Annotated in this window: 20 protein-coding genes; 12 read left to right on the forward strand and 8 right to left on the reverse strand. The window is 66.6% G+C overall.

The window, feature by feature from the left end:
* Positions 1-12 precede the first annotated feature (12 nt).
* The 3 genes from GRI99_RS16070 to GRI99_RS16080 are packed head-to-tail and all read left to right on the forward strand — an operon-like array spanning position 13 to position 2456.
* The gene (locus GRI99_RS16070) at positions 13-738 is read left to right on the forward strand and encodes an HAD-IA family hydrolase (protein ID WP_160773076.1); all 726 of its coding nucleotides are present in this window, start codon (positions 13-15) and stop codon (positions 736-738) included.
* 27 nt (positions 739-765) lie between these two features.
* Complete coding sequence (gene dhaL / locus GRI99_RS16075; protein ID WP_160773077.1) at positions 766-1428, forward strand: dihydroxyacetone kinase subunit DhaL; 663 nt, start codon at positions 766-768, stop codon at positions 1426-1428.
* Positions 1429-1463: 35 nt separating this feature from the next.
* Complete coding sequence (locus tag GRI99_RS16080; RefSeq protein ID WP_160773078.1) at positions 1464-2456, forward strand: dihydroxyacetone kinase subunit DhaK; 993 nt, start codon at positions 1464-1466, stop codon at positions 2454-2456.
* Positions 2457-2531: 75 nt separating this feature from the next.
* Here GRI99_RS16080 and GRI99_RS16085 read toward each other — a convergent pair whose 3' ends face one another.
* From GRI99_RS16085 to GRI99_RS16095, 3 genes are all read right to left on the reverse strand, one after another.
* On the reverse strand, positions 2532-5573 hold the full coding sequence (locus GRI99_RS16085) for a DUF3857 domain-containing protein (protein WP_160773079.1): 3042 nt from the start codon (positions 5571-5573) through the stop codon (positions 2532-2534).
* A gap of 111 nt (positions 5574-5684) precedes the next feature.
* A complete protein-coding gene (locus GRI99_RS16090) occupies positions 5685-6041 on the reverse strand; it encodes a hypothetical protein (protein ID WP_160773080.1) in 357 nt (118 codons plus the stop codon).
* Between the two features lie 124 nt (positions 6042-6165).
* Positions 6166-7116 carry a TauD/TfdA dioxygenase family protein gene (locus GRI99_RS16095; RefSeq protein WP_160773081.1) on the reverse strand — a complete coding sequence of 317 codons (951 nt, stop codon included), beginning with the start codon at positions 7114-7116 and terminating at the stop codon, positions 6166-6168.
* A 106-nt stretch (positions 7117-7222) separates the two neighbouring features.
* Here GRI99_RS16095 and GRI99_RS16100 point away from each other — a divergent pair, with 106 nt between their 5' ends.
* The 8 genes from GRI99_RS16100 to GRI99_RS16135 are packed head-to-tail and all read left to right on the forward strand — an operon-like array spanning position 7223 to position 13903.
* A complete protein-coding gene (locus GRI99_RS16100) occupies positions 7223-7516 on the forward strand; it encodes an I78 family peptidase inhibitor (RefSeq protein ID WP_160773082.1) in 294 nt (97 codons plus the stop codon).
* On the forward strand, positions 7509-7928 hold the full coding sequence (locus GRI99_RS16105) for a Rid family hydrolase (protein ID WP_337192941.1): 420 nt from the start codon (positions 7509-7511) through the stop codon (positions 7926-7928). The genes GRI99_RS16100 and GRI99_RS16105 overlap by 8 nt, the downstream gene beginning before the upstream one ends.
* Entirely contained in the window at positions 7925-8386 is a 462-nt protein-coding gene (locus tag GRI99_RS16110; protein ID WP_160773083.1) for a hypothetical protein, read from the forward strand. The genes GRI99_RS16105 and GRI99_RS16110 overlap by 4 nt, the downstream gene beginning before the upstream one ends.
* A gap of 16 nt (positions 8387-8402) precedes the next feature.
* The gene (locus tag GRI99_RS16115) at positions 8403-9467 is read left to right on the forward strand and encodes an enoyl-CoA hydratase/isomerase family protein (RefSeq protein WP_160773084.1); all 1065 of its coding nucleotides are present in this window, start codon (positions 8403-8405) and stop codon (positions 9465-9467) included.
* A gap of 52 nt (positions 9468-9519) precedes the next feature.
* The gene (gene cysD, locus GRI99_RS16120; protein WP_160773085.1) at positions 9520-10431 is read left to right on the forward strand and encodes a sulfate adenylyltransferase subunit CysD; all 912 of its coding nucleotides are present in this window, start codon (positions 9520-9522) and stop codon (positions 10429-10431) included.
* Entirely contained in the window at positions 10431-12350 is a 1920-nt protein-coding gene (gene cysN / locus GRI99_RS16125; RefSeq protein ID WP_160773086.1) for a sulfate adenylyltransferase subunit CysN, read from the forward strand. The genes cysD and cysN overlap by 1 nt, the downstream gene beginning before the upstream one ends.
* A 2-nt stretch (positions 12351-12352) precedes the next feature.
* A complete protein-coding gene (locus GRI99_RS16130; RefSeq protein WP_160773087.1) occupies positions 12353-13099 on the forward strand; it encodes a 3'(2'),5'-bisphosphate nucleotidase CysQ in 747 nt (248 codons plus the stop codon).
* 9 nt (positions 13100-13108) lie between these two features.
* Complete coding sequence (locus tag GRI99_RS16135; RefSeq protein ID WP_337192942.1) at positions 13109-13903, forward strand: sulfite exporter TauE/SafE family protein; 795 nt, start codon at positions 13109-13111, stop codon at positions 13901-13903.
* Positions 13904-13918: 15 nt separating this feature from the next.
* Here the strand turns inward: GRI99_RS16135 and GRI99_RS16140 are convergent, their stop codons facing one another.
* On the reverse strand, positions 13919-15235 hold the full coding sequence (locus GRI99_RS16140) for an alkaline phosphatase PhoX (RefSeq protein WP_160773088.1): 1317 nt from the start codon (positions 15233-15235) through the stop codon (positions 13919-13921).
* Positions 15236-15352: 117 nt separating this feature from the next.
* On the opposite strand from GRI99_RS16140, the gene GRI99_RS16145 reads away from it, so the two are divergent.
* Positions 15353-17560, forward strand: a complete 2208-nt coding sequence (locus GRI99_RS16145; RefSeq protein ID WP_160773089.1) for a glycoside hydrolase family 3 C-terminal domain-containing protein — start codon at positions 15353-15355, stop codon at positions 17558-17560.
* An 835-nt stretch (positions 17561-18395) separates the two neighbouring features.
* Here GRI99_RS16145 and GRI99_RS16150 read toward each other — a convergent pair.
* From GRI99_RS16150 to GRI99_RS16165, 4 genes are all read right to left on the reverse strand, one after another.
* Positions 18396-18611: a hypothetical protein gene (locus GRI99_RS16150; protein WP_160773090.1), complete on the reverse strand. Its 216-nt coding sequence runs from the start codon at positions 18609-18611 to the stop codon at positions 18396-18398.
* 48 nt (positions 18612-18659) lie between these two features.
* The gene (locus GRI99_RS16155) at positions 18660-19481 is read right to left on the reverse strand and encodes a DNA adenine methylase (protein ID WP_160773091.1); all 822 of its coding nucleotides are present in this window, start codon (positions 19479-19481) and stop codon (positions 18660-18662) included.
* A 141-nt stretch (positions 19482-19622) separates the two neighbouring features.
* Positions 19623-20717, reverse strand: coding sequence for a phage portal protein (locus GRI99_RS16160; RefSeq protein ID WP_237438400.1), 1095 nt, complete (start codon positions 20715-20717; stop codon positions 19623-19625).
* 28 nt (positions 20718-20745) lie between these two features.
* A partial coding sequence (locus GRI99_RS16165; RefSeq protein ID WP_202393139.1) for a phage terminase large subunit family protein occupies positions 20746-21747 on the reverse strand: 1002 nt, incomplete at its 5' end.

Raw genomic sequence — 21747 nt, forward strand, 5'->3', positions numbered from 1 at the left:
GCGCCGGGGCAGATGTTCAAGGCACTGATTTTCGACTGCGACGGCGTGCTCGTCGATACCGAGCGCGATGCGCACCGGGTGGGCTTCAACAAGGCGTTCCGTGAATTCGGCATCGACGCGGAGTGGAGCGTGGAGCTCTACGCCCGCCTGTTGCTGACCGCCGGCGGCAAGGAACGCATGACGGTCTATTTCGACGAGTTCGGCTGGCCGGCCGAGCAGGTGGACAAGTTCGGCGGGCAGCAGGAACTTATCGCCGCGCTGCACAAGGAAAAGACCCGCCTTACCAGCGAGATCGTGGCCGAGCTGCCGGTGCGCCCCGGCATCCTGCGGATCATCGACGAGGCGATGGCCCGCGGCGTGCGGCTGGGCGTGTGCACCACGTCCAACCCCAAGTTCATCGATGCCGTGCTCGACCTGTTCGGCCCGGAGCGGAAGGCGGCTTTCGAGTTCGTCCACGCGGGTGACGTGGTGGCCAAGAAGAAGCCCGCGCCGGACATCTACCTGATGGCGCTGGAAACGCTGGGCCTGCCCGCAGCCGATTGCCGCGTGGTGGAAGACAGCCGCAACGGCCTGCTCGCCGCCACCGGTGCCGGCATCCCCACGCTGATCACCACCAGCACCTACACCGTGGAGGAAGACTTCGCGGAGGCCGCGCGGGTGGTGCCCGAGCTGGGCGATGACCCGGTGCTGATCACCATCGACGATCTTGACGCTTTGCATAAGGCGACAGCCGCCTGACCGGAACAGGACATCAAGGGAGAGTTTATGTCCACGCTTACCATTGCCGACGTCGAACAGGCGATCGACATCACCTGCGACACCGTGATCCGTAACGAGAAGTACTTCTCGGACCTCGATGGCCTGGCCGGTGACGGTGACTTCGGCACCAGCCTGGCCACCGGCTTCAAGGTGATCAAGGCCGACCTGCCCACGATCGACAAGAGCGCGGTGGGCGCCATGCTGCTGAAGATCTCCATGATCTGCTCGAAGCATGTCGGCGGCTCTTCCGGCCCCATCTGGGGCACCGGCTTCATGCGCGCCGGCATGGCCAGCAAGGGCATGACCGAGATCGACTATGCCACGCTGGTGGCGATGGTCGGCTCGGCGCTGGAAGGCATCATGGCCCGCGGCGGTGCCAAGCGGGGCGACAAGACCCTGCTCGACGCGCTGATCCCGATCCACGAGACGATGCAGGCGATGGACGGCAGCGACCTGAAGGCCGTGCTGGCCGCCGTGGCCGGCGTGGCCGACAAGGCGATCGACGAAACGCGCAACCTGGTGGCCCATCGCGGCCGCGCCAGCCAGGTGGGGGAACGCAGCGCCAACACCCCCGATCCGGGCATCGTGGGCATTGCCACCATCCTCAACGACTGGTGCAAGCACTACGGTGTTGACTTTGTCCCGAACGCCCCCGAACTGAACCGGTAAAGCAACCAACCATCCCAGGGAGGGAGATTCGTCCCATGAAGAAGTTCGTCAACGATCCGGCCAATTTCGTGCCGGAATTCATGGCCGGCGTGCTGGCCGCCAACGCCGACCTGCTGGAAGGCAACCTCGAATTCCAGATGATCAAGCGCAAGACCATCGATGCCTCGAAGGTCGCCATCGTGCAGGGTTCAGGCTCGGGCCACGAGCCGGCGCACGTGATGGCCGTCGGCCCGGGCATGCTGACCGCCGCCTGCCAGGGCCCGGTGTTCGCCGCCCCGCCGGTCGATGCCTGCTACGAGACGATCAAGGCCGCCGCCACCGACGCGGGCGTGCTGGTACTGGTCAACAACTACCAGGGTGACCGCATGGCCTGGGACATGGCCTGCGAAATGGCCGAGGCCGAGGGCATCAAGCTAAAGCAGTTCATCATCAACGATGACGTGGCCGTGCAGGACAGCCTGTACACGGTGGGCCGCCGCGGCGTGGCCGGCAACTTCTTCGTGATGAAGGCCGCCGGTGCCGCTGCCGAAGCCGGTGCCGATCTCGACGCGGTCTATGCCGTGGCCGAGAAGGTCAACGCCAATGTTCGCACCATGGGCGTGGCGCTGACCAGCTGCATCCCGCCGCAGAAGGGTGACGTGATCTTCGACATCGGCGATGACGAGATGGAAGTGGGCGTGGGCATCCACGGCGAACCGGGCCGCGAGCGGACCAAGATCAAGCCGGCCGATGACATCACCAAGCTGCTGTATGACGCCGTGCAGAGCGACCTGCCGTTCTCCAGCGGTGACCGCGTGGCCCTGATGGTCAACGGCCTGGGCGGCACCCCGCCGGCCGAGCTCTATGTGGTCTACAACAAGGCTGCCAAGCTGGCTGCCGAGACCGGCCTGACCATCGCTCGCAACTATGTGGGCGAATACTGCACCGCCATCGAGATGGCCGGCGTGTCGCTGACCATGCTGAAGCTGGATGCCGAGCTGGAAGAACTGCTGGCCGCCCCGGCGGAAACCGCCTGCCGCATCTTCTGATCGGCCGAACCGGACACGACAAGGGCCCGGCTCCACCACGGAGCCGGGCCCTTTTCCTTTGCCGGCGCGGCGGCCTCAGTTCATCATCTGGCCCAGGCGGTCCTCGATCCGCGGGTCGATCTGGCGCGCCTGGCCGAACAGCTCATTGGCCCGGGCATTGAGGTTGAGCGAACGGGCGATGCTGCCAGCGAAGACCAGCCCTTCGGCGTTGCCAGCCACGGCCGCGACCATAGTGTCGAGCGTGGCAATGGCATCGCGGCGGCGGTTCTGTTCCATCAACACGCGCACGCGCAGGGCATAGCCGCCCCAGTAGCGGGGCTCGACGACGATGGCCCGGTCGGCATCGGCCAGGGCCCTGGTGTACTCGTACTCCGCCCACAGCGTCTCGCCGCGCATCAGCAGCGCGGGCACGAAATCCGGCTGCAGTTCGAGCGCGCGGTTGAGGTCCTGCAGCTTCTCGCGTGTTTCGCCGATCGACCGCCGCGAGGCGCTGGTCATCAGCGCGGCAATGGTAGGATCGCCACCCAGTGACTGGTCCAGCAGGGCATCCGCTTCGCCCCGCATGTCGGCCATCTCGTACAGTTCGCTGGCGGCCACTTGGGCCAGCGAACTGTCGGGGAAGGCGGCCAGCATGGTCTGCACCAGGGTTGTTACATCCTGGTTGCGTCCGGCCTGGGCCAGGACGGCCCCTTCGACCATGTAGGAGCGCAGGTTCTCCGGATCGATCTGGCGCAGGGTCCGGGCATCGGCCAGGGCGGCCTCGAAATCGCCCAGTTCCGCCAGCGCACCGGCGCGTTGTTCCAGCGCGAAGGCGTTGTTGCTTTCCAGGTCGATCGCCTCACCGAAGGCGTCGCGCGCCGCGGCGTGGTCGCCCAGTTGCGCGGCCCGCAGGCCCCGACCGTGCCACGCCACGTGGTTGCGCGGGTTCAGTTCCAGCGCGCGCGCCGCAGAGGCTTCCGCCCCGTCGAGATTGCCCAGCCGGGCCTGCACCACCGAAAGGTTGCCCCAGGCCCAGGAGTTGCGCGGGGCGATCTCGCTGGCCTTGGTCAGCGGGGCCAGCGCCACCTGCCACTGGCCCGCGTCCATCAGGCCGATCCCCTGGTTGATCAGTTCATCGGGATCCTCGCTGTCCGCCCGCCCCAGCGCCGTCACCTCGGCAGCCGAGGGGCGATACCCTGGCGGGATGCGCAGCATGACGCGGTTGTCCCACATCCGCTGCAGGCGCGGTGAATCCGCCGTGGCGACGGCCACCGCCAGTTCGGGCTGCAATGACCGGAGCGACCGTTCGGCCACGAAGACGTTGTTCTCCAGTGAGACATTGCGCACATATTCGAAGCCGGCAGCCACTTCATTGACTGGGTCGCCGATGATCGCCTCGGCCGTAAACCCGGGCGGCAGGGTAATCTCCTGGCGGGTCCGGCTGAACATCGGATGCGACAGCACGAAGGGCGCATCGCTGCCCGCCCCCGCGGGTCGGCGGAAATCTGGCTCCATGCCCACGCGCATCTGGTAGGGTTCGAAGGTGCCGTAATCCCAGTCCAGTTCGGACATGCCGGTAGCGGTCAGGCGCAGTTCGCCGGTGGCGGCATCATAGCGCATGTCGACCGTTTCGGGGGTCAGGAAGTCGAACTCGCCGCGCCAGTATTCTTCCAGCTGCTGGCGGCGGGCCTGCCCCACAAGGGCACTCAACGCGGCGTTGACCTGGACCGCCGCCTGGTCACGGAACACGGTTTCCGCCTGCGTCGGCGCAGGCACGCGCAGCCCCGCGCTGGCATCCACCAGCAGGATCGTCTCGGCGCTGGGACGGGTCAGCGGCGGTGCGACCATCGTCACCAGCCCGGCCGTCCCCTCGACCACCGGCAGGCCCCAGGCAAAGCCCGGCGTGGCAATATCTGCCAGCCCGCGATCGCCGGTGCGCGTGCCGTCGAGATAGAAGTCCTGCCCGTTGACGTGGGCCCGCACCAGTACGTGATCGAATCCGCTCACGCCCGGCAGCCGCTGCGGCAGGGCATCACCCAGCGTGGTGGAAACCAGCACCGGCTCGGCCGCAATGCCCAGTTCGCCCAGCAGAGCGATCAGCAGCGCGGTCTTGGCCTTGCAATCGCCATAGCGGCGCGCCCAGGTGGTAGCCGCATCGGCCGGCACCAGGCCGCCCTCGCCCATGGCCAGGGCCACATAGCGCACGCGGTCCTGCACCAGGTCCAGCGCCAGTTCCGCCTGCCGCGCGGGATCGGCGCTGGCCGCGCGGATCCGTTCCAGCTCGGCGCGCAAGGGGCCATCCGGCGGGATCACCGCCGCCGCGCGGTAGAGCGGCACGAACAGGTCGGCGACCTGCGACCAGTCGGCAAAGGTGCTGGCCTCCAGCGTGCGGACCATCGCATAGCGGACGGGCGCGTTGTCCGGCGGCACCAGCGGCTCGCGCATGCCCATGGTGATCGCCGCAAAAGACGCGCCATTGCGGTTGCCCCGCACCGGTGCGGGCAGGCCGGGGCCGGTGGTGATGGTCACCGGCAGGTCGCTGGGCCAGCTCAGCCGCACGTGCGTCTGCTCCACTACGCCGTTCAGCGGCCCCAGCATGATTTCGGGCTTGCCGCGCAGGACCGGATTGGCCTGCTGCAGGGTATAGGCCACGCGCAGCACGTCACCCACTTCCAGCCCGGCGGGGAACATGTTGGCGGTGAGGATGCCGTTGAGGGTGGCCGCCTCCAGACTCTGCTCGCGCCGCAGGACGGTGAAAGTCTGCCCCTCGCCCAGCACGTCGATGACCGTATCCCCGCGCAGGATCTGCACGCGGTGCACGGTAAGGTCGTCCAACTCGGGCTGCCAGGACAGCGACAGGTTGCCGCCGGCAAGGCCCTGCGCCGAGCGGATTTCCAGGTCCATGGCAATGTAATGGCTGACCCGGTCCGCCTCCAGCCGCGTCTGGAAATCGGACACCCTGGCGATCATCGGCAGTTCGGCCGCTGCCGGAACCGTTTCGCCATCACGGGCGGGCTGGAAGCCGACCACCCATTCGGGCGGCGGGCCGAACAGCAGCTCCTGCCCGGCCATGGCGGGCTGCGCCAGCACCAGGGCTGCGCCGGCAGCCAGCGTCAGGCGAATGGCCTGCAGAAACATGCGGAAGGTCCCCCGATCAATTGCCCCGTCCGGAGGATGGCAAGATTTTCGCTTGCTGGCAAAGCGTTCCGTGTCCTGGCAGCGCGACTGCGCCAGGCGGGACAGTTGTTTTTATGGTTGTCCGGGCGCCCGCTCCACCCGCCCGCTGCACTTCTCGATCCGCACCAGCGGCCTGAGTGAGCCATCGCCGGGCGGGTATCCCACCAGCCACCAGCCGGTTGCCAAGCGATCGTGGACGGCCACCAGCGCGGCCGGATCCGTGGCCAGTTCCCGGGCTGCGATGGCCACGGCGGCGGCCGGGGAAGCGACCGCCGGCGCAAGGTCGCGCTGCGGATCGGCCTCGTCGGTGCAGCGGGGCGCGATCACCAGCGTCAGGCCCAACCGGGCCTGTGCCGAAGCGGCGGACACCGGCCCCGGCGCAAGGCTGGCAGACAGCAGAAGTGCCGTCGCAAACGTCTGCCCTGTCATCGATCTGCCCATCGCAACCGCCTCACCACCACGCCTGCTATGCGTGGTGATGGCACGGGTTCCGTCGGCTCGTCGCTAACCGATCCCTAGGTGTCTCCCCCCAGTACAGGTGGGCGCAGGCGGCTTAACGCCCGCCCACCCGCGCGTCGGCAATGTCGACGACCTTGGGGGCCTGGGCGAACAGCGCGCTGTAGGGATCGTCACCCGTCTCCATCTGGAACGGCTCGGTCCCCTCGCGCACCGTGGTGCGGCGCATGTCGCGCTTGTAGCGATCCATGTCGTAAAGGCCGCCGCGGTGCATGGTGCAAAGGTTGTCCCACATCACCAGGTCGCCCGGCTGCCAATTCACGTAGAAGGTGTACTTGTCCTGCGTGACATGGTCGATCAGCCGCCGGATCAGCGCGCGGCCTTCGGCCTTGTCCATCCCTTCGATGTCCATCGTATGCGCGGCGATGAACAGCGACTTGCGGCCCGAGGCGGCGTGGGTGTGGACGATGGGATGCCGGGCCACGGGCCGCGCCTCGATTTCCTCGTCGGGGATGTCGGCCCCGGCCTGCTTGCGGCTCCACCACAGCGAGTTGATGCCGATCTTGCCCTCGATCAGGGCCTTGGTTTCCGCGTCCAGCTCCTCATAGGCGGTGCGGGCATCGGCAAAGCCGGTGTCCCCGCCTTCGGGCGGCACGATGTGGGCCAGCAGCGCGGAATAGGAGGTGCGCTTTTCCATGAAGGCGCTGTCGGTGTGCCACAGCATGTCGCCCTTGCGATACCGGATGGCCGCCGGGTCCTGCGTGATCTCGCCGTCGATGTTGAGGTTGCTGGCATCGAACAGCTCGCGGAACGGCAGGCGCATGCGCAGGCCTTCGCGCTTGGGCACCCGTTCAAGATAGCCGAAGTTGCGGCTGAACTCGACATGCTGCGCGTCGGTCATGCCGGTGTTGCGGAACACGCAGACGCCCCACCGGGTCATCGCGTCGATCACTTCGCCCACCTGCTCCTGGCTGAGGGGGCGGGTCAGGTCGATTCCGCTGATTTCGGCACCGAAGCGCGGAGTGATGGGGGTGGCGGTCAGGGACATGGAATTCGTTACCTTGCTATCTATTCCCCCCTCATACCAATCGCGGAACGACATGGCGAGCCTTGATGTTTATAGGGGTAGAGACATGCCACGAAAGGGTCCTGCCATGCGATCAATCGCCGTTCTTCCCGCCCTTGCCCTGCTGCTGGGCGCTTGCACCACCACTGGCGAGGAGCCGCCCCAGCGCGAGCTGGCGGGCGAATGTGATGCCAGCGGCGTGCAGGAGCACATCGGCCACCGCGCCACCGCCGAAAGCGGGGCCACGCTGCTGCGGCTGACCGGCGCGCGCACATTGCGCTGGGTACCGCCGCGCACTGCGGTGACGATGGACTTCCGGGCCGATCGCCTTACTGTCTCGTATGACGACGACATGGTGATCGAGAGGATATCCTGTGGCTGAACCAAGCGATCCCGGCCCGCATGACGGCCGCCAGCGCATTCCCCCGCTGGGTGCTTTCGAGGAACAGGCAAAGTTCACCCGCGCCATCCGCGTGGGTGACCGCATCATCGTGGCCGGCAACGTGGGCGTGGAGCAGGACGGGTCGATCAGCCCCGATGCCGGGCGCCAGGCGGAACGCTGCTTCGAGCAGATCATCGACTATATCCGCCAACTTGGCGGCCATTCGGGCGACATCGTGCGGGTGCGCATGTTCGTGACCGACATTGCCGATGCGATGGTGGTGACGAACGCCTTCACTGCCGCCTGCGGCCATGCCCGTCCGGCGGGCACCCTGGTGGCCGTCAGCGCGCTGGCGGGGCCGCATTTCAAGGTGGAGATCGAAGCCGAAGCCATCGTGGGGGCGGGGCAATGAAACGCCTGACTGCCATGGCCGCGCTGGCCCTGCTAGCCGCCTGTTCCAGCGAGGAGCCGGTGCCCGAAGCCCCGGCCAGCGAGCCGGCCGCCACCGCATCCGCCAGCCCTGCCGCCAGCGCCGCGCCCGCTGCCGAGTTGAACGAAATCCCCGCCGCCTTCCGCGGCTACTGGGATGCCGAAACCGGCAGTTGCGCCAACTGGTCCGACGCGCAACTGACGATCGAGGCGCGCCGCGTGCAGTTCTACGAATCCCTGGGCGAGGTGACCTCGCTCAGCCAGCCCGCGCCCGACACCCTGGTGATCGATTTCACCATGAGCGGCGAGGGCGATACCTGGACCGAGCAGGCCACCTATCGCCTGCTTGATGGCGGACAGGTGCTGGAAAGCAGCTTCGGCGATGGCGAGGCGTTCCGCCGCAAGCGCTGCGAGGCGCTGGTCGACATGCCGATGGAATAGGGCCAGCAGACCAGCCATGCCCACTCCCATCCTGGCCAGCCGCACCGGCAGTGTTGGCAGGCTCACCCTCAACCGCCCTCGCGCGCTGCATTCGCTGAACCAGGCGATGTGCGACCTCCTGGCCGACGCGCTGCTGGAATGGCGCGACGATCCGGCCATCGAGGCCGTAATCCTCGACCATGCTGCGGCCACGCGCGGGTTCTGCGCCGGCGGTGACGTGGTGGCCGTGCGCCAGTCGGTGCTGGACGATGGCGGGGCAGCGGCCCGCGCTTTCTTCCTGGCCGAATACCGCCTCAACCACCTGCTCTACACTTATCCCAAGCCCGTAATCGCCTGCATGGACGGGGTAACGATGGGCGGCGGCGTGGGCCTGGCCCTGCCGTGCACCATCCGCGTGGCGACCGAGAACACCCTGCTGGCCATGCCGGAAGGCGCCATCGGCCTGTTTCCCGATGTCGGCGCGGGCCTCTATCTGTCCCGTCTGCCGGGCCAGCTCGGCAAGTTCCTCGCCTTGACCGGGGCACGGCTGGACGGGGCGGAATGCCTGTGGGCGGGTCTTACCACCCACTATCTCGCCAGCGACGACCTGGAGGAAGCCAAGGCCGCCATCGCCCGCGAGCCCGCTGCCGCGGACGAGATCCTGCGCGATCTTTCCACCCCACCCCCGCCCGCCCGGCTGGAACGCAATGCCGAGCGGATTGACCGGCTGTTCGCCCACGACACGCTGGAAGGCATCCTGGCAGCCCTTGCCGCCGATGACAGCGAATGGGCGGCCAAGGAATGGAAGGCGGTTGCCGCCAAGTGTCCTGCCACGGCCAAGGTCGCACTGCGCCAACTGGCCACCGCTCCGGCCGATTTCGCCGCCGAAATGGCCCGCGAATTTGCTCTGGCCTGCCGCATGATTGCGCGGGGCGACTTTGCCGAAGGGGTGCGCGCGGTGCTGGTGGAAAAGGACAATGCCCCGCGTTGGCAGCCTGCCACTCCCGAAGGAGTCACGCCGGAGATGATCGATGAAGTCTTCGCCCCGCTGCCCGACGCTGAGGCCTGGACGCCGCTCGCGCCCCTCGCGTTAAGGGGGTGATAGAAATTCTCGCGGGCGCTTTGGCGGCGAATGGGCCAAGGGCACGATCACGATGAAAAACCTGACTCACCTCCAGCGGCTGGAAGCCGAAGCCATCCACATCATGCGCGAGGTTGCGGCCGAGGCGCAGAAGCCGGTGATGCTCTATTCCATCGGCAAGGACAGCGCGGTGATGCTGCACCTGGCGAAGAAGGCCTTCTACCCCTCGCCCCCGCCGTTCCCCCTGCTGCACGTGGACACCACGTGGAAGTTCAGGGACATGTACGATCTGCGCGAACGCAGCGCGAAGAACGCCGGCATGGAGCTGCTGGTCTATCACAATCCGGAGGCCGAGGAGCGCGGGATCAACCCGTTCGATCACGGCCCCCTGCACACCGACATGTGGAAGACCGAAGGGCTGAAACAGGCGCTGGACCTCTACGGCTTCGATGCCGCTTTCGGCGGCGCACGCCGCGACGAAGAGAAGAGCCGCGCCAAGGAGCGCATCTTCTCCTTCCGCACCGCCAGCCACGGGTGGGACCCCAAGAACCAGCGGCCCGAGCTGTGGAACGTCTACAACACGCGCAAGGCCAAGGGTGAATCGATCCGCGTGTTCCCGATCTCCAACTGGACCGAGCTGGACATCTGGCAATACATCATGGCCGAGAACATCGAGATCGTGCCGCTCTATTTCGCCGCCCCGCGCCCCACCTATGAATACGAAGGCGGCCTGTTCATGGCCGATGACCTGGAGCGGCTGGAGAAGGTGATGGGCAAACTGCCCCCGATCACAACCCGCTCGGTCCGCTTCCGCACGCTGGGCTGCTGGCCGCTGACCGGGGCGGTGGAAAGCGAGGCTGCCAACCTGTCCGACGTGGTGCAGGAAATGCTGCTGACCACCACCAGCGAGCGGCAGGGCCGCGTGATCGACAAGGACGCCGGCGACGGGTCGATGGAAAAGAAGAAGCAGGAGGGCTACTTCTGATGGCCGACGCACCCGTGACCGATCCCGTCTACCAGACCGACGCCCTGATCGCCGAGGACATAGACGCCTATCTTGCGCAGCACCAGAACAAGACGCTGCTACGCTTCATCACCTGCGGCAGCGTGGACGATGGCAAGAGCACGCTGATCGGCCGCCTGCTGTATGACAGCAAGATGATCTTCGAGGATCAGCTTGCCGCGCTGGAGGCCGACAGCAAGCGCGTGGGCACGCAAGGCGGCGAGATCGACTTCGCGCTGCTGGTGGACGGCCTGACCGCCGAACGCGAACAGGGCATCACGATCGACGTGGCCTATCGCTTCTTCGCCACCGAAAAGCGCAAGTTCATCGTGGCCGATACACCGGGGCACGAGCAGTACACCCGCAACATGGTGACCGGCGCCTCCACGGCTGACCTGGCCGTGATCCTGATCGACGCGCGCAAGGGCGTGCTGACGCAGACCCGCCGCCACAGCTTCCTGGCCCACCTCGTCGGCATCCGCCACATCGTGCTGGCGGTGAACAAGATGGACCTGGTGGGTTATGACCAGGCCACCTTCGATGCCATCGTGGCCGATTACCGCCAGTTTGCCGCCGAGATCGGCATCACCGCATTCACCCCCATCCCCATCAGCGGGTTCAAGGGTGACAACATCACCACCGCCCCCAGCGCCAACACCCCCTGGTACACCGGCCCCAGCCTGATCCATCACCTGGAAACGGTGGAGGTGGACACCACCACCGCACAGGGACTGGCCTTCCGCATGCCGGTGCAGTGGGTCAACCGCCCCAACCTCGACTTCCGCGGCTTCTCCGGCCTGATCACCAGCGGCTCGGTAAAGCCGGGCGATGCGGTCCGGATCGTGCCTTCGGGCAAGACCAGCACGGTCACCCGCGTGATCACGATGAATGGCGACCTGGACGAAGCGGTGGCCGGCGAAGCCGTGACCGTGTGCCTGGCAGACGAGGTCGATTGCAGCCGGGGTGACGTGATGGCCGCCGCCGGCGATCCGCCCGAAAGCGCCGACCAGTTCGAGGCCAACCTGATCTGGATGAGCGAGCAGGACCTGATCCCCGGCCGCGCCTACTGGCTGAAGCTGGCGACACAGACCGTGTCCGCCACCATCCACCAGCCGAAATACGAGATCGACGTCAATTCGCTGGAGCACCTGGCTGCCAAGACGCTGAAGCTGAACGGCATCGGCGTGGTGGAGGTGACCACCGACAAGCCGATCACCTTCGAACCCTATGCCGCATCCAAGGCGCTGGGCGGGTTCATCCTGATCGACAAGCTGACCAACGCCACCGTGGGCGCGGGCACGATCAACTTCAGCCTGCGCCGTGCGCAAAACGTGCACTGGCAGGCGCTGGAAATCACCCGCGAACAGCACGCGGCAATGAAGAACCAGCAGGCCTGCGTGCTGTGGTTCACCGGCCTTTCCGGCAGCGGCAAGAGCACCATCGCCAACATGGTGGAAAAAAAGCTGCACCGGATGAACCGGCACACCTTCCTGCTCGATGGCGACAACGTGCGCCACGGCCTCAACAAGGACCTGGGCTTTACCGAGGCCGACCGGATCGAGAACATCCGCCGCGTGGGCGAAGTGGCCCGGCTGATGGCCGATGCCGGCCTGATCGTGATCACCGCCTTCATCAGCCCGTTCCGCGCCGAGCGCGACATGGTCCGCGCCATGCTGCCCGAAGGCGAGTTCCTGGAAGTGCACGTCGACACCCCGCTGGCAGTGGCCGAGGCGCGCGACGTGAAGGGCCTGTACAAGAAGGCCCGCGCCGGACAGCTGAAGAACTTCACCGGCATCGACAGCCCCTATGAGGAACCGGAAAGCCCCGAAATCCGCATCGACACCACGGCGATGACCGTGGAACAGGCGGCGGACCTGATCATCGATCGGCTGATCAAGTGAGCATGACCGACGCGCAGCTCGCCGCCCACCTGGCCGCCGTTGCCGGGCGCATCCTGCTGGAGGTGCGGGCAAGCGGCATGTTCGAGGGCAAGTCTCTCGGCAAGGCGGGCGACCAGACGGCCAACCAGTTCCTGGTCCACGCCCTGCGCCAGCAGCGGCCGGACGATGGCCTGCTGTCCGAGGAAAGCAAGGATACCGCCGAGCGCCTTGGCAAAAGCCGCGTGTGGATCGTCGATCCGGTGGACGGCACCCGCGAATATGGCGAGGAGCGGGCCGACTGGGCGGTGCACGTGGGCCTGGCCATCGATGGCGTAGCGACCGTGGGCGCGGTTGCCCTGCCCGGCCTTGACGGCGGGATCGTCCTCCGGACCGACCAACCGCGCCCCCTGCCCGCGCCTGCCGCCCGCCCGCGCCTGGTGGTCAGCCGCACCCGCCCCGCTGCCGAAGCCGTGGCCGTGGCCGAGGCGCTCGATGGCGAGCTGGTGGGCATGGGCAGCGCCGGGGCCAAGGCGATGGCGGTGGTGCTGGGCGAGGCGGAAATCTACCTCCACTCCGGCGGCCAGTACGAGTGGGACAGCTGCGCCCCGGTGGCGGTGGCTGCCGCGCATGGCCTGCACTGCAGCCGCATCGATGGCAGCCCGATGGTCTACAACCAGGCCGATACCTGGCTGCCCGACCTGCTGATCTGCCGCCCCGAATGGGCCGCGCCGGTGCTGGAACTGGTCGCTGCGCTGGGCAAGCCGGACTAGGCCTCCGGCGTGCTCGAGGGGATCAACCTGGGCTATTCGACCGCGGGGGCCTTCGTCGGGTTCCTCGTCGGGTTGACCGGCGTTGGCGGGGGCTCGCTGATGGCCCCGATCCTGATCCTGTTCTTTGGCTTCACCCCTGCCGTGGCCGTGGGCACCGACCTGTGGTTTGCAGCGATCACCAAGGCGGTGGGCGGCGGCATCCACCACAAGCTGGGCTCGCCCGACTGGGCGATCGTCCGCCGCCTGGCGCTGGGGAGCATCCCGGCCGCCGTGGCGACGCTGATCTGGCTGGGTCTGTTCCACGATGGCCGGATGGAATCGGCGCTGTTGGTGACCTTGCTGGGCTCCGCGCTGCTGCTGGTGGCCGTGCTGATGATCATCAAGCCCCGCGTGACCGCCCCGATGCGCAAGTTCCGCGACCGGATGGGCCCCAACATGCGAGGCCGGCAAGTCGCTGCTACCGTTGTGGGCGGTCTTGTGGTGGGCGTGCTGGTGACGCTGACTTCGGTGGGTGCCGGGGCGCTGGTGGCCGTTTTGCTGGCGATGGTTTATCCGCTGCGGCTCAGCGCCAAGACGATCGTTGGCACCGACATCATCCACGCCGTGCCGCTGACGCTGGTGGCCGCCGTCGGCCATAGCTGGCTGGGCAATGTGGACCTGTGGCTGCTGGTCAGCCTGCTTATCGGCTCGGTCCCCGGGATCATTGGCGGCTCGCTGGTGGCCGGGCGGGTCAACGAAACGTTGGTGCGGATGGCGCTGGCCGGGATGCTGGTGGTGTCCGGCGTGAAGATGATTGCCAGCTGATCCCGTCAGCTCAGCCTACAGCCACTTCCACGGACCCGTAATCGCAAGCGTCTTCGCCGGGCTGTAGACGTTGACGAACAGCGTGTGGCCATCGGGCGAAAAGCAGGCCCCGGCGGTTTCGCTTTGCACCAGCAGGCGGGCGAATGCATAGCTGCGCCCGTCGCGCGTCAGGCCGCGCAGGTGGTTGACGTGATCGTCCTGGTACTGGTCCTCGCACACGAACAGTTCGCCATCGGGGGCGATGGTCAGGTTGTCGCCGAAGCTGTATTCGGCCATCGCCGGGCTTTCGTAGAACAGGTCGATCGCGTCAGGCCCGTGCAGGGTGGGCCTCAGGCGGAACACCTGGCCCTGCCTGGCCGCGCCCCCGCTGGTGGCGGTAAAGTAGAACTCGCCCTCGCCCATCCAGATGCCTTCGCCGCGCGCAAACAGGGCCGCACCCGCCGCCGCGCCGCGCTGGCGCAGGTCATCCTCGGGCGCTTCGGGGTTGTCGAGCGAGACCCAGGTGCCGGCCAGCGGGCGGCCCTGCGTCATGCTCACCATGTCCCAGTTGCGGGTATCGGCCACGCCCTGCACCACCAGTGCCTGCAGCGTGCCGCCGCGCGCCAGCTCGCCCGGACGGGTGGGAATGAAGCGATAGAGCAGGCCGTCCTCGCGGTCCTCTGTCAGGTAGACAATGCCGCTGGAAGGATCGACGCAAGCCGCCTCGTGGTTGAAGCGGCCCATGGCGGTCAGCGGCACGGGATCGACCAGCCCGGCGGCCGTGGCTGGCACTTCGAACACATAGCCATGGTCCTTGTTCACCCGCCCATTGGCGCGGGTGACGTTTTCCTCGCAGGTGAGCCAAGATCCCCACGGCGTGATGCCGCCCGCGCAGTTGCGGATGGTGCCGGCAAGGCTGCGGAACTGGCGTTTCACGGCCAGGGTCCGCGCGTCGAGCACCAGCGTGGTGGTGCCACCGGGCAGCGGGATCAGGCTGCGCGCCACCGTGTCATAAGCGCGGCCCATCACCCCGCCGCCGTCCTGGTTCGGCGAGAGTTCGTGATTGCGCACCAGCGCCAGCTCGCCATTGCCGATGTCGAAGCAGCCCATGCCGTCGGCCGCATCGGGCACGGTGCCGCCATCGTCCATCGCATCGCCCAGCGAGGACAGCACGCGATAGGAAAAGCCCGGCGGCAGGTCCATCAGCCCTGCAGGATCGGGCACCGGCGCGCCGTAACCGTCACCGACCGGCAGTGCGGCCAGCCCGCCACCGCGGGCGGCACACCCGGCGGCGGCGAGGGCGGCAAAGGCGCTGCTGGCGGCGCGCAGGAACTGGCGGCGATCGGGTGTCATGCAAGGAATCTCCTGTCTGGCGCCCGATATAGCCAGCCTTGATGGCAATTCCATGTAGGCAGGTGACAAAAGCCCGCGGCTGTGCTGTCTGGTAACGCTACCATAAGAGAGGACGCCATGCCCCGCACCCCCCGTTTAACCGCCGCCACGGCACTTGCCCTGGTCATGGCTGCCCCGTTCGCGCTGCCGCTCGCCGCGCAGGATGCCTCTGTCACACTGGCGGCGGATACTGCCGGTACCCCGGACGAGCGTGCGGCGACCATCCTCGCGCAGATGACGCAGGACGAGAAGCTGACTCTCATGATGGGCTATTTCGGCGAGAGCTTCGAACCCGGCAACTATATCCGCCATCCCGAGGCCCGTCCGGGGTCGGCCGGTTACGTTCCCGGCATCCCGCGCCTGGGCATTCCCGGCCAGTGGCAGACCGATGCGGGGATCGGCGTTGCCATGCAGGGCGGAGCCGAGGTGAAGCACCCGCGCACGGCGCTGCCCAGCGGCCTTGCCACCGCCGCCACCTGGGATCGCGCGCTGGCCTTTGCCGGCGGAGCGATGATCGGGCGGGAGGCGCGCGCCGACGGCTTCAACGTCATGTTGGCAGGCGGGGTCAACCTGCTGCGCGATCCGCGCAATGGGCGCAATTTCGAGTATGCGGGTGAGGATCCGCTGCTGGCCGGCATCATGGTCGGTGCGCAGGTGGCAGGCATCCAGTCCAACCACATCATCGCCACCAGCAAGCATTTCGCCGTGAATGACCAGGAGACCGACCGCAGCAACGGCAACTCGGTGATTGACGAAGCGACCATGCGCATGTCCGACCTGCTGGCATTCCAGTTGGCGCACGAGGCAGGCAATCCCGGGTCGGTCATGTGCGCCTATAACCGGGTGAACGGGCCGCACGCCTGCGAAGCCCCGTTCCTGCTGACCCAGGTCCTGCGCGAGGAATGGGGCTTTCCCGGATTCGTTATGTCGGACTGGGGCGCGGTTCACTCCACCGCGCCTTCGATCAATGCCGGACTGGACCAGGAAAGCGGCTTCGGCCTGCAGCGCGATGGCTGGTTGGGGGCGGAGCGGCTTCGCGTGGCACTTGTTGCGGGCGAAATCACGCAAGGCCAGATCGATACGGCGGTGCACCGCATCCTGCGCACCCTGTTTGCCTATGGCCTGGTCGAACACCCGGCGAGCGCCAGTCAAGCGATCGACTTTGCCGCCAACCGGGCGGTCAGCCAGGCCGATGCCGAGGCCGGCATCGTGCTGCTCAAGAACGAGCGTAACCTCCTGCCGCTGGCCGCAACCGCGCGACGCATCGTAGTGATCGGCGGTCATGCCGATGCTGGCGTGCTGTCAGGCGGGGGATCGAGCCAGGTCTATCCGGAGGGCGGCAACGCCGTCCCCGGGCTGGAGCCTACGAGCTGGCCCGGTCCGGTGGTCTACTATCCCTCCAGCCCGCTCGCTGAACTGCGCGCCCTGCTGCCTGAAGCCGAAATCACCTATCTGGACGGCCGCGACCACGAAGCGGCAGCCGCTGCCGCCAACACCGCGGATCTTGCCATCGTTTTCGCCAACCAGTGGGCCAGCGAAAGCATCGATGTTCCCGCCCACGTGGAGGACGATACGCTGGTGGAGTCGGTGGCGATGAACCAGCGCAATACCGTTGTCGTGCTGCAAACCGGCGGACCGGTGCTGATGCCCTGGGCAGACCGGGTGGCGGCTATTGTGCAGGCTTGGTATCCCGGCAGCATGGGCGGCGCGGCGATTGCCAGGGTGCTGACCGGAGCGGTCAATCCCTCGGGTCACTTGCCCGCCACCTTCCCGCGCAGCCTAGATCAGTTGCCGAATCCGAGCGATCCGCAGGCGGGAGACGTGGTGTATGGGGAAGGCGCTACAGTGGGTTACAAGTGGTTCGACGCGCGCGGGCTGGAGCCTTTGTTCCCGTTCGGGCACGGGCTGTCCTTCACCGAATTCCGCTATGGCGGCCTGTCGGTCAGCCGCGCCGGAGAGGGCCTGGTGGCCACTTTTACCGTCACCAATACCGGGCAGCGCGCCGGGGCCGATGCAGCGCAGGTCTATATCAGCGCAGAGGGCTGGGAGGCCCCGCAACGCTTGGCCGCCTTTGCCAAGGTCATGTTGCAACCTGGCGAGACCCGGCAACTGAGCGTGGCAGTCGATCCCCGCCTGCTGGCGGTGTGGGATGTTGCCAACCCGGGCTGGCGCCGCGCGGCGGGCACTTACCGCGTGACCGTTGCGCATGACAGCCGCCACCCGGCCGCAAGCGTGGAGGTCACGCTGCCAGCCAGCCACCTCTCTCCCCAGTGGCGACCGCAGTAGGCATCGGAATATTATCGTCCGGAGCGTTTCTCCAACGCCGGGCGTCTCGGTATCCGGAATGCGACCGGCAAAGGGGGCCTCGCGCAAGGCAATCCAGTCGACCAGAGGATCGGCAGTGCAGAGGCACCGCCGATGAGCGGCACGCCAGCAGCGGGCGAGCACCCAATCGGACTGCCGCAGCCACCATTGCTCAAGCCGGCAGCGCCTGGCCGCAAACGCCAAACGGCCCCGCCACCGTTGAGGGTGGCAGGGCCGTTTGCATGGGTTTGGTTGCGGGGGTTGGATTTGGTCATTGGCGAACAATTCGCATCGCCGCCTAGCTTCGCACACTACCGCACTACCCTGTCGCCCAGGCATCGCCTCGGGCGCCTCACTGCGTTCTAACGGCGTTTTTCGCAGTTTTGCGTTGGCCTTCGCTCAAGTCGGGGGTGTCCGTGGCAAGTGAGTTACAAAGGTGACATTTGTTTAAATTCAATAGCTTATGAAGTGATATTTTAGTGATATTCTTGTTACCAGATTACCTCTCTAGACTGTGATATTCTCAAAGATAATTCTTCCATAAAATCAATGATGTAACAAAAATGGCCCAAAAAAATCACTTCATGTAACCTCAAGAAGGTGACATGCTTTATCGTTATAATTCAGATTGTTAGGAATGGCCCGAGGGGGCATGTAACCAATGTAACTCCTTTGCCGCACATACCCCCCTCCCCGGCAGCGCACGGCACCTCATCAGGATGCACAACGGGGCATCAAGAAGCCGAGGGCGTGGCGTGGGGGCGAGCGCGGCGCGTGGGGTAGAGGCAGGTGGTCCGCCGAAATTTGGGGCCCCCGGTCAGCCCGGGCCGAAATGGGAGGGTCGAGCGCCGCAGTCGCCGCAGCGCAGGCGCGAGGCGACCTTGCTGATCAGGTGGCCGCCGCCGGCAGCGATGCTGCGATCCAAGAGCTTGCCAGGGTCCAGCAGCACCACCCGCCCGCAGCGGCATTCAACGCGCAGCATCAGACCCTCGCGGATCAGTGCGGACAAGGATTCGAATCGCTTGGTGCTCACCCGCGCGTAAGAACAGGATGAGAACAAATGGTCAAACCGGCGGGAGCATCAACCCCCGCCCGTGATCACCAGCTCACCGAACTCGCGGCTCTTGTCCATCCCGCCCAGGGTGTAGCGCACGTCCTCCTCCTGGTGGTCGAAGCCGGCGAAGATCCGGCGCACCTCGGGATGATCGTTGATCGACAGGATGAACCGGCCTTTCAGGCCCGCCAGCTGCTCGGCCATAAGGGCGAACTGGTCGCGATCGAACAGCTCACGGCCATAGTCACCCTCGCAGCCGTAGTACGGCGGATCGAGGTAGAACAGCGTGCCGGGCCGGTCATAGCGGGCGATGAACTCGCTCCACGGCAGCCGCTCGATCTTCACGCTGGCAAGCCGCTCGTGGATCGCCTCGAGCACCGGGCCCAGCTTGGTCACGTCGAACCGGGCCGGCGCGACATAGTCGACGCCATAGCCGCGCTGGGCCACCTTCCCGCCGAAGGTGAGGCGTTGCAGGTACAGAAACCGCGCCGATCGCTGCAGATCGGTCAGCGTGGACGGGTCCTGCCGCACCAGCAGCTCGAAGTTGGCCCGGCTCGTTACCTGGAAGCGCAGCATGTCCAGGAAGGCCACGTAGTGGTGCTGCAGCACGCGGAAAAAGGTGGCCACGTCCTGCGACCAGTCGTTGATGGTCTCGCTCTTGGGGCGCGAGACGCGGCGGAAGAACACCCCGCCCATGCCGACGAAGACCTCGCAATAGGCCGCGTGCGGTACCGTCTCGATCAGTGCCACCAGGCGCTTGGCCAGCATCCGCTTGCCGCCAATGTAGCCGGCCGCCGGGCGTACCGGGGAGACCGGCTCGCGGGTGAAATCAGGATTCGACTCTGTCATGTTTGTTCCATAAATGTTCCGCTGCCGAGTCGGCAGGCGGGATGGCCCCAAGGCGGGACCGATTGGGACATGACGGGTCTCTTCCGTCGGACTGGGGCGTAGCCGCGCCCCGTCCCCCGCCTCTCGGCGCGGAAATTCAGGTCAGCGCCTGGCAGCGCCTGCAGCCGGGATCCGGCGCCCGGTCTCGATCTCGATCTCGTCCCCGTTGGCGCAGACGTAATTGCGGAACACCAGCACCTTCAGGCCGAACCAGTCGTTCATGCGCAGCATGCGCCGGGCCAGCGGCAGGATCTCGATCTCGAAGAAGGCATCCTTGGCATCGGCCACGCCGCCGAAGCCGCCGTTATTCTGCGGGATGATGCCGATCAGCTGAGGCGGCACCCGGTGCGCGGCCAGCAGGTCATCGCGGCTGATGTTCTTGATGCTGGCGAATTCATCCTTGGCCGCCACCTCGCCGATCGGCAGCAGCTGGATACCGTCCTTCTTGCCGCCGGGTATGTGCACCAGCATGTTCTTGAAGTTGCCCACGCCCTTGGCCTGCTTCAGGCGGTCCTCCAGCGCCTTGCTGGTCTCGGCATCGGCCAGCGCCTCGTTGAGGTAGAGGATGAAGCCCGCGTGCGCCCCGTTGAGGTAATACCGGCGGCGGAACAGGGTGGCGTTCTCATTGAGCAGCCCAGCCTGCAGGGCCGACAGCCATTCGGGCAGGCCATAGATCTCCTGCGCCACGTCCGGCTGCTGCAGGTGGAAAATGCTGTCGGGCGCGAACTGGTGATCCAGCGATCCCACGGGCCCGGTCACAAACCAGAACACGCCGGGCTTGGTCCCCACGCGGGTGTGCCGCGCCAGCGAGACGCGCGCCTGGGCCAGCCCGCCTGCCATGTTGGGCACCCATTCCAGATACCCGTTGCCCATCTGCAGGAAGTCGATCGCGAACCGCTCGAAGTCATCCGCGCCCAGCCACCGGCTTGGCTGCAGGTGGGATACAAGCAGGTTCAGCTTCAGGGCGATGGCGCTGCGGTGGTGCGCGCTCATGTTGAAGCTGCGCGCCAGCGTGTCCATGGGCAGCGGCGGCTCGAACCAGCGGTTGTTGTGCCACACTTCGAAGTAGCTGGAGAGCTCGCGCCGATCGAGCACGCTCTCGGGATCGCCAAAGGTGAACACCATGGGCTTGGCACTTTCGGCCCTACCGCCTTCGGCTACTTGAGGGCCGGCTTCGACCAGTTCCTGTCCACTCATCATCGGTCCTTTCCGGGCAGCGCCCGCATCAATCGGAGAAAACCACGCGGCCGCCGCCGCCCTGGTGGGCGGTGCCGGCGTCCATCGGTTCGTTGGAAAGCGCGTTGAGGATCGCCCAGGCGATGTCGGCATGGCCGATCTTGCCATTGCGGTGGGCGACATAGGTCACGCCCTTCTGGCTGCCGGTCAGCGCCGGGCGGATCGCCATGAAGGCCTGCAGCACATCGGTCCAACCGGCGTCGAACTCGATGCGCTGGGCGCGGAACACATTCTGGCCCTTGATCACCAGCGCGGTCTTGCTGGCCACCGAGTATTCGATCTTCCGCACCGTGGGGAACCACTTGCGCACCAGCTCCCAGACCGCCCCGCCGTGGCCGGTGGTGTCGATCGAGATATCGGTCACGGTGTAGCGCCGGGCCACCTGCTCGATGAAATCGGCCTGGCCTTGGTAATCCAGCCCGTTGAGGCGGAACTTCTCCAGCACCCGGAACTTGCCCTTGCCCGGTTCCTCCGGCGGGGCCAGCACGGCCAGGGCGGCGTCATCCCGGCCCTGCTTGTTGGGATCGTACCCGATCCACACCGGCCGGTCGCCGAAGGGCCGGCCACCGGGCACATCGATCAACGCGGGCTTGAAGTCGCGCCAGCGCATGAAGCTATCCACCCGCGCCGGCGCCAGGCGCGCCCAGGGGAAGCTGCTCTCGCTGTCGTCAACGTCCTCGCATTCGAAGAGGTTGCGGAACTCCTCCTCGGAATACTCGGTGCGCAGCTCGTCCACGTCGACCAGCTTGCCCAAGCCACGCGCCACGGCATCGTGGATGGTGACGCTCTGCTGCCAGCTGCCATCGGGCATCTCCGCGCCGTCACGCAGGTGCCGGTGGCTGATGTCGAATTCGCGCTGGTCGCCCTTGGCGCGGCCCTTGTTCCACTCCTCGCCTGACCAGAAGGCATGGCTTTCGTGGGTCTTCGTGCTGGGCGTGGAGAAATAGGTGCGCTTGTAGATCTTCTGGGTGGCCATGGCGCTGGCCACGCG

Origin of the sequence: Alteraurantiacibacter buctensis (genome assembly GCF_009827655.1) — a bacterium.
In the GTDB taxonomy this organism is placed as follows: Bacteria; Pseudomonadota; Alphaproteobacteria; order Sphingomonadales; family Sphingomonadaceae; genus Alteraurantiacibacter; species Alteraurantiacibacter buctensis.

Excerpts from the sequence above, each read along its gene's own strand:
- GRI99_RS16070 (WP_160773076.1), top strand. The coding sequence starts at position 13 with ATGTTCAAGGCACTGATTTTCGACTGCGACGGCGTGCTCGTCGATACC.
- dhaL (WP_160773077.1), top strand. The coding sequence starts at position 766 with ATGTCCACGCTTACCATTGCCGACGTCGAACAGGCGATCGACATCACC.
- GRI99_RS16080 (WP_160773078.1), top strand. The coding sequence starts at position 1,464 with ATGAAGAAGTTCGTCAACGATCCGGCCAATTTCGTGCCGGAATTCATG.
- GRI99_RS16085 (WP_160773079.1), bottom strand. The coding sequence starts at position 5,573 with ATGTTTCTGCAGGCCATTCGCCTGACGCTGGCTGCCGGCGCAGCCCTG.
- GRI99_RS16090 (WP_160773080.1), bottom strand. The coding sequence starts at position 6,041 with ATGACAGGGCAGACGTTTGCGACGGCACTTCTGCTGTCTGCCAGCCTT.
- GRI99_RS16095 (WP_160773081.1), bottom strand. The coding sequence starts at position 7,116 with ATGTCCCTGACCGCCACCCCCATCACTCCGCGCTTCGGTGCCGAAATC.
- GRI99_RS16100 (WP_160773082.1), top strand. The coding sequence starts at position 7,223 with ATGCGATCAATCGCCGTTCTTCCCGCCCTTGCCCTGCTGCTGGGCGCT.
- GRI99_RS16110 (WP_160773083.1), top strand. The coding sequence starts at position 7,925 with ATGAAACGCCTGACTGCCATGGCCGCGCTGGCCCTGCTAGCCGCCTGT.
- GRI99_RS16115 (WP_160773084.1), top strand. The coding sequence starts at position 8,403 with ATGCCCACTCCCATCCTGGCCAGCCGCACCGGCAGTGTTGGCAGGCTC.
- cysD (WP_160773085.1), top strand. The coding sequence starts at position 9,520 with ATGAAAAACCTGACTCACCTCCAGCGGCTGGAAGCCGAAGCCATCCAC.
- cysN (WP_160773086.1), top strand. The coding sequence starts at position 10,431 with ATGGCCGACGCACCCGTGACCGATCCCGTCTACCAGACCGACGCCCTG.
- GRI99_RS16130 (WP_160773087.1), top strand. The coding sequence starts at position 12,353 with ATGACCGACGCGCAGCTCGCCGCCCACCTGGCCGCCGTTGCCGGGCGC.
- GRI99_RS16140 (WP_160773088.1), bottom strand. The coding sequence starts at position 15,235 with ATGACACCCGATCGCCGCCAGTTCCTGCGCGCCGCCAGCAGCGCCTTT.
- GRI99_RS16145 (WP_160773089.1), top strand. The coding sequence starts at position 15,353 with ATGCCCCGCACCCCCCGTTTAACCGCCGCCACGGCACTTGCCCTGGTC.
- GRI99_RS16155 (WP_160773091.1), bottom strand. The coding sequence starts at position 19,481 with ATGACAGAGTCGAATCCTGATTTCACCCGCGAGCCGGTCTCCCCGGTA.
- GRI99_RS16160 (WP_237438400.1), bottom strand. The coding sequence starts at position 20,717 with ATGAGTGGACAGGAACTGGTCGAAGCCGGCCCTCAAGTAGCCGAAGGC.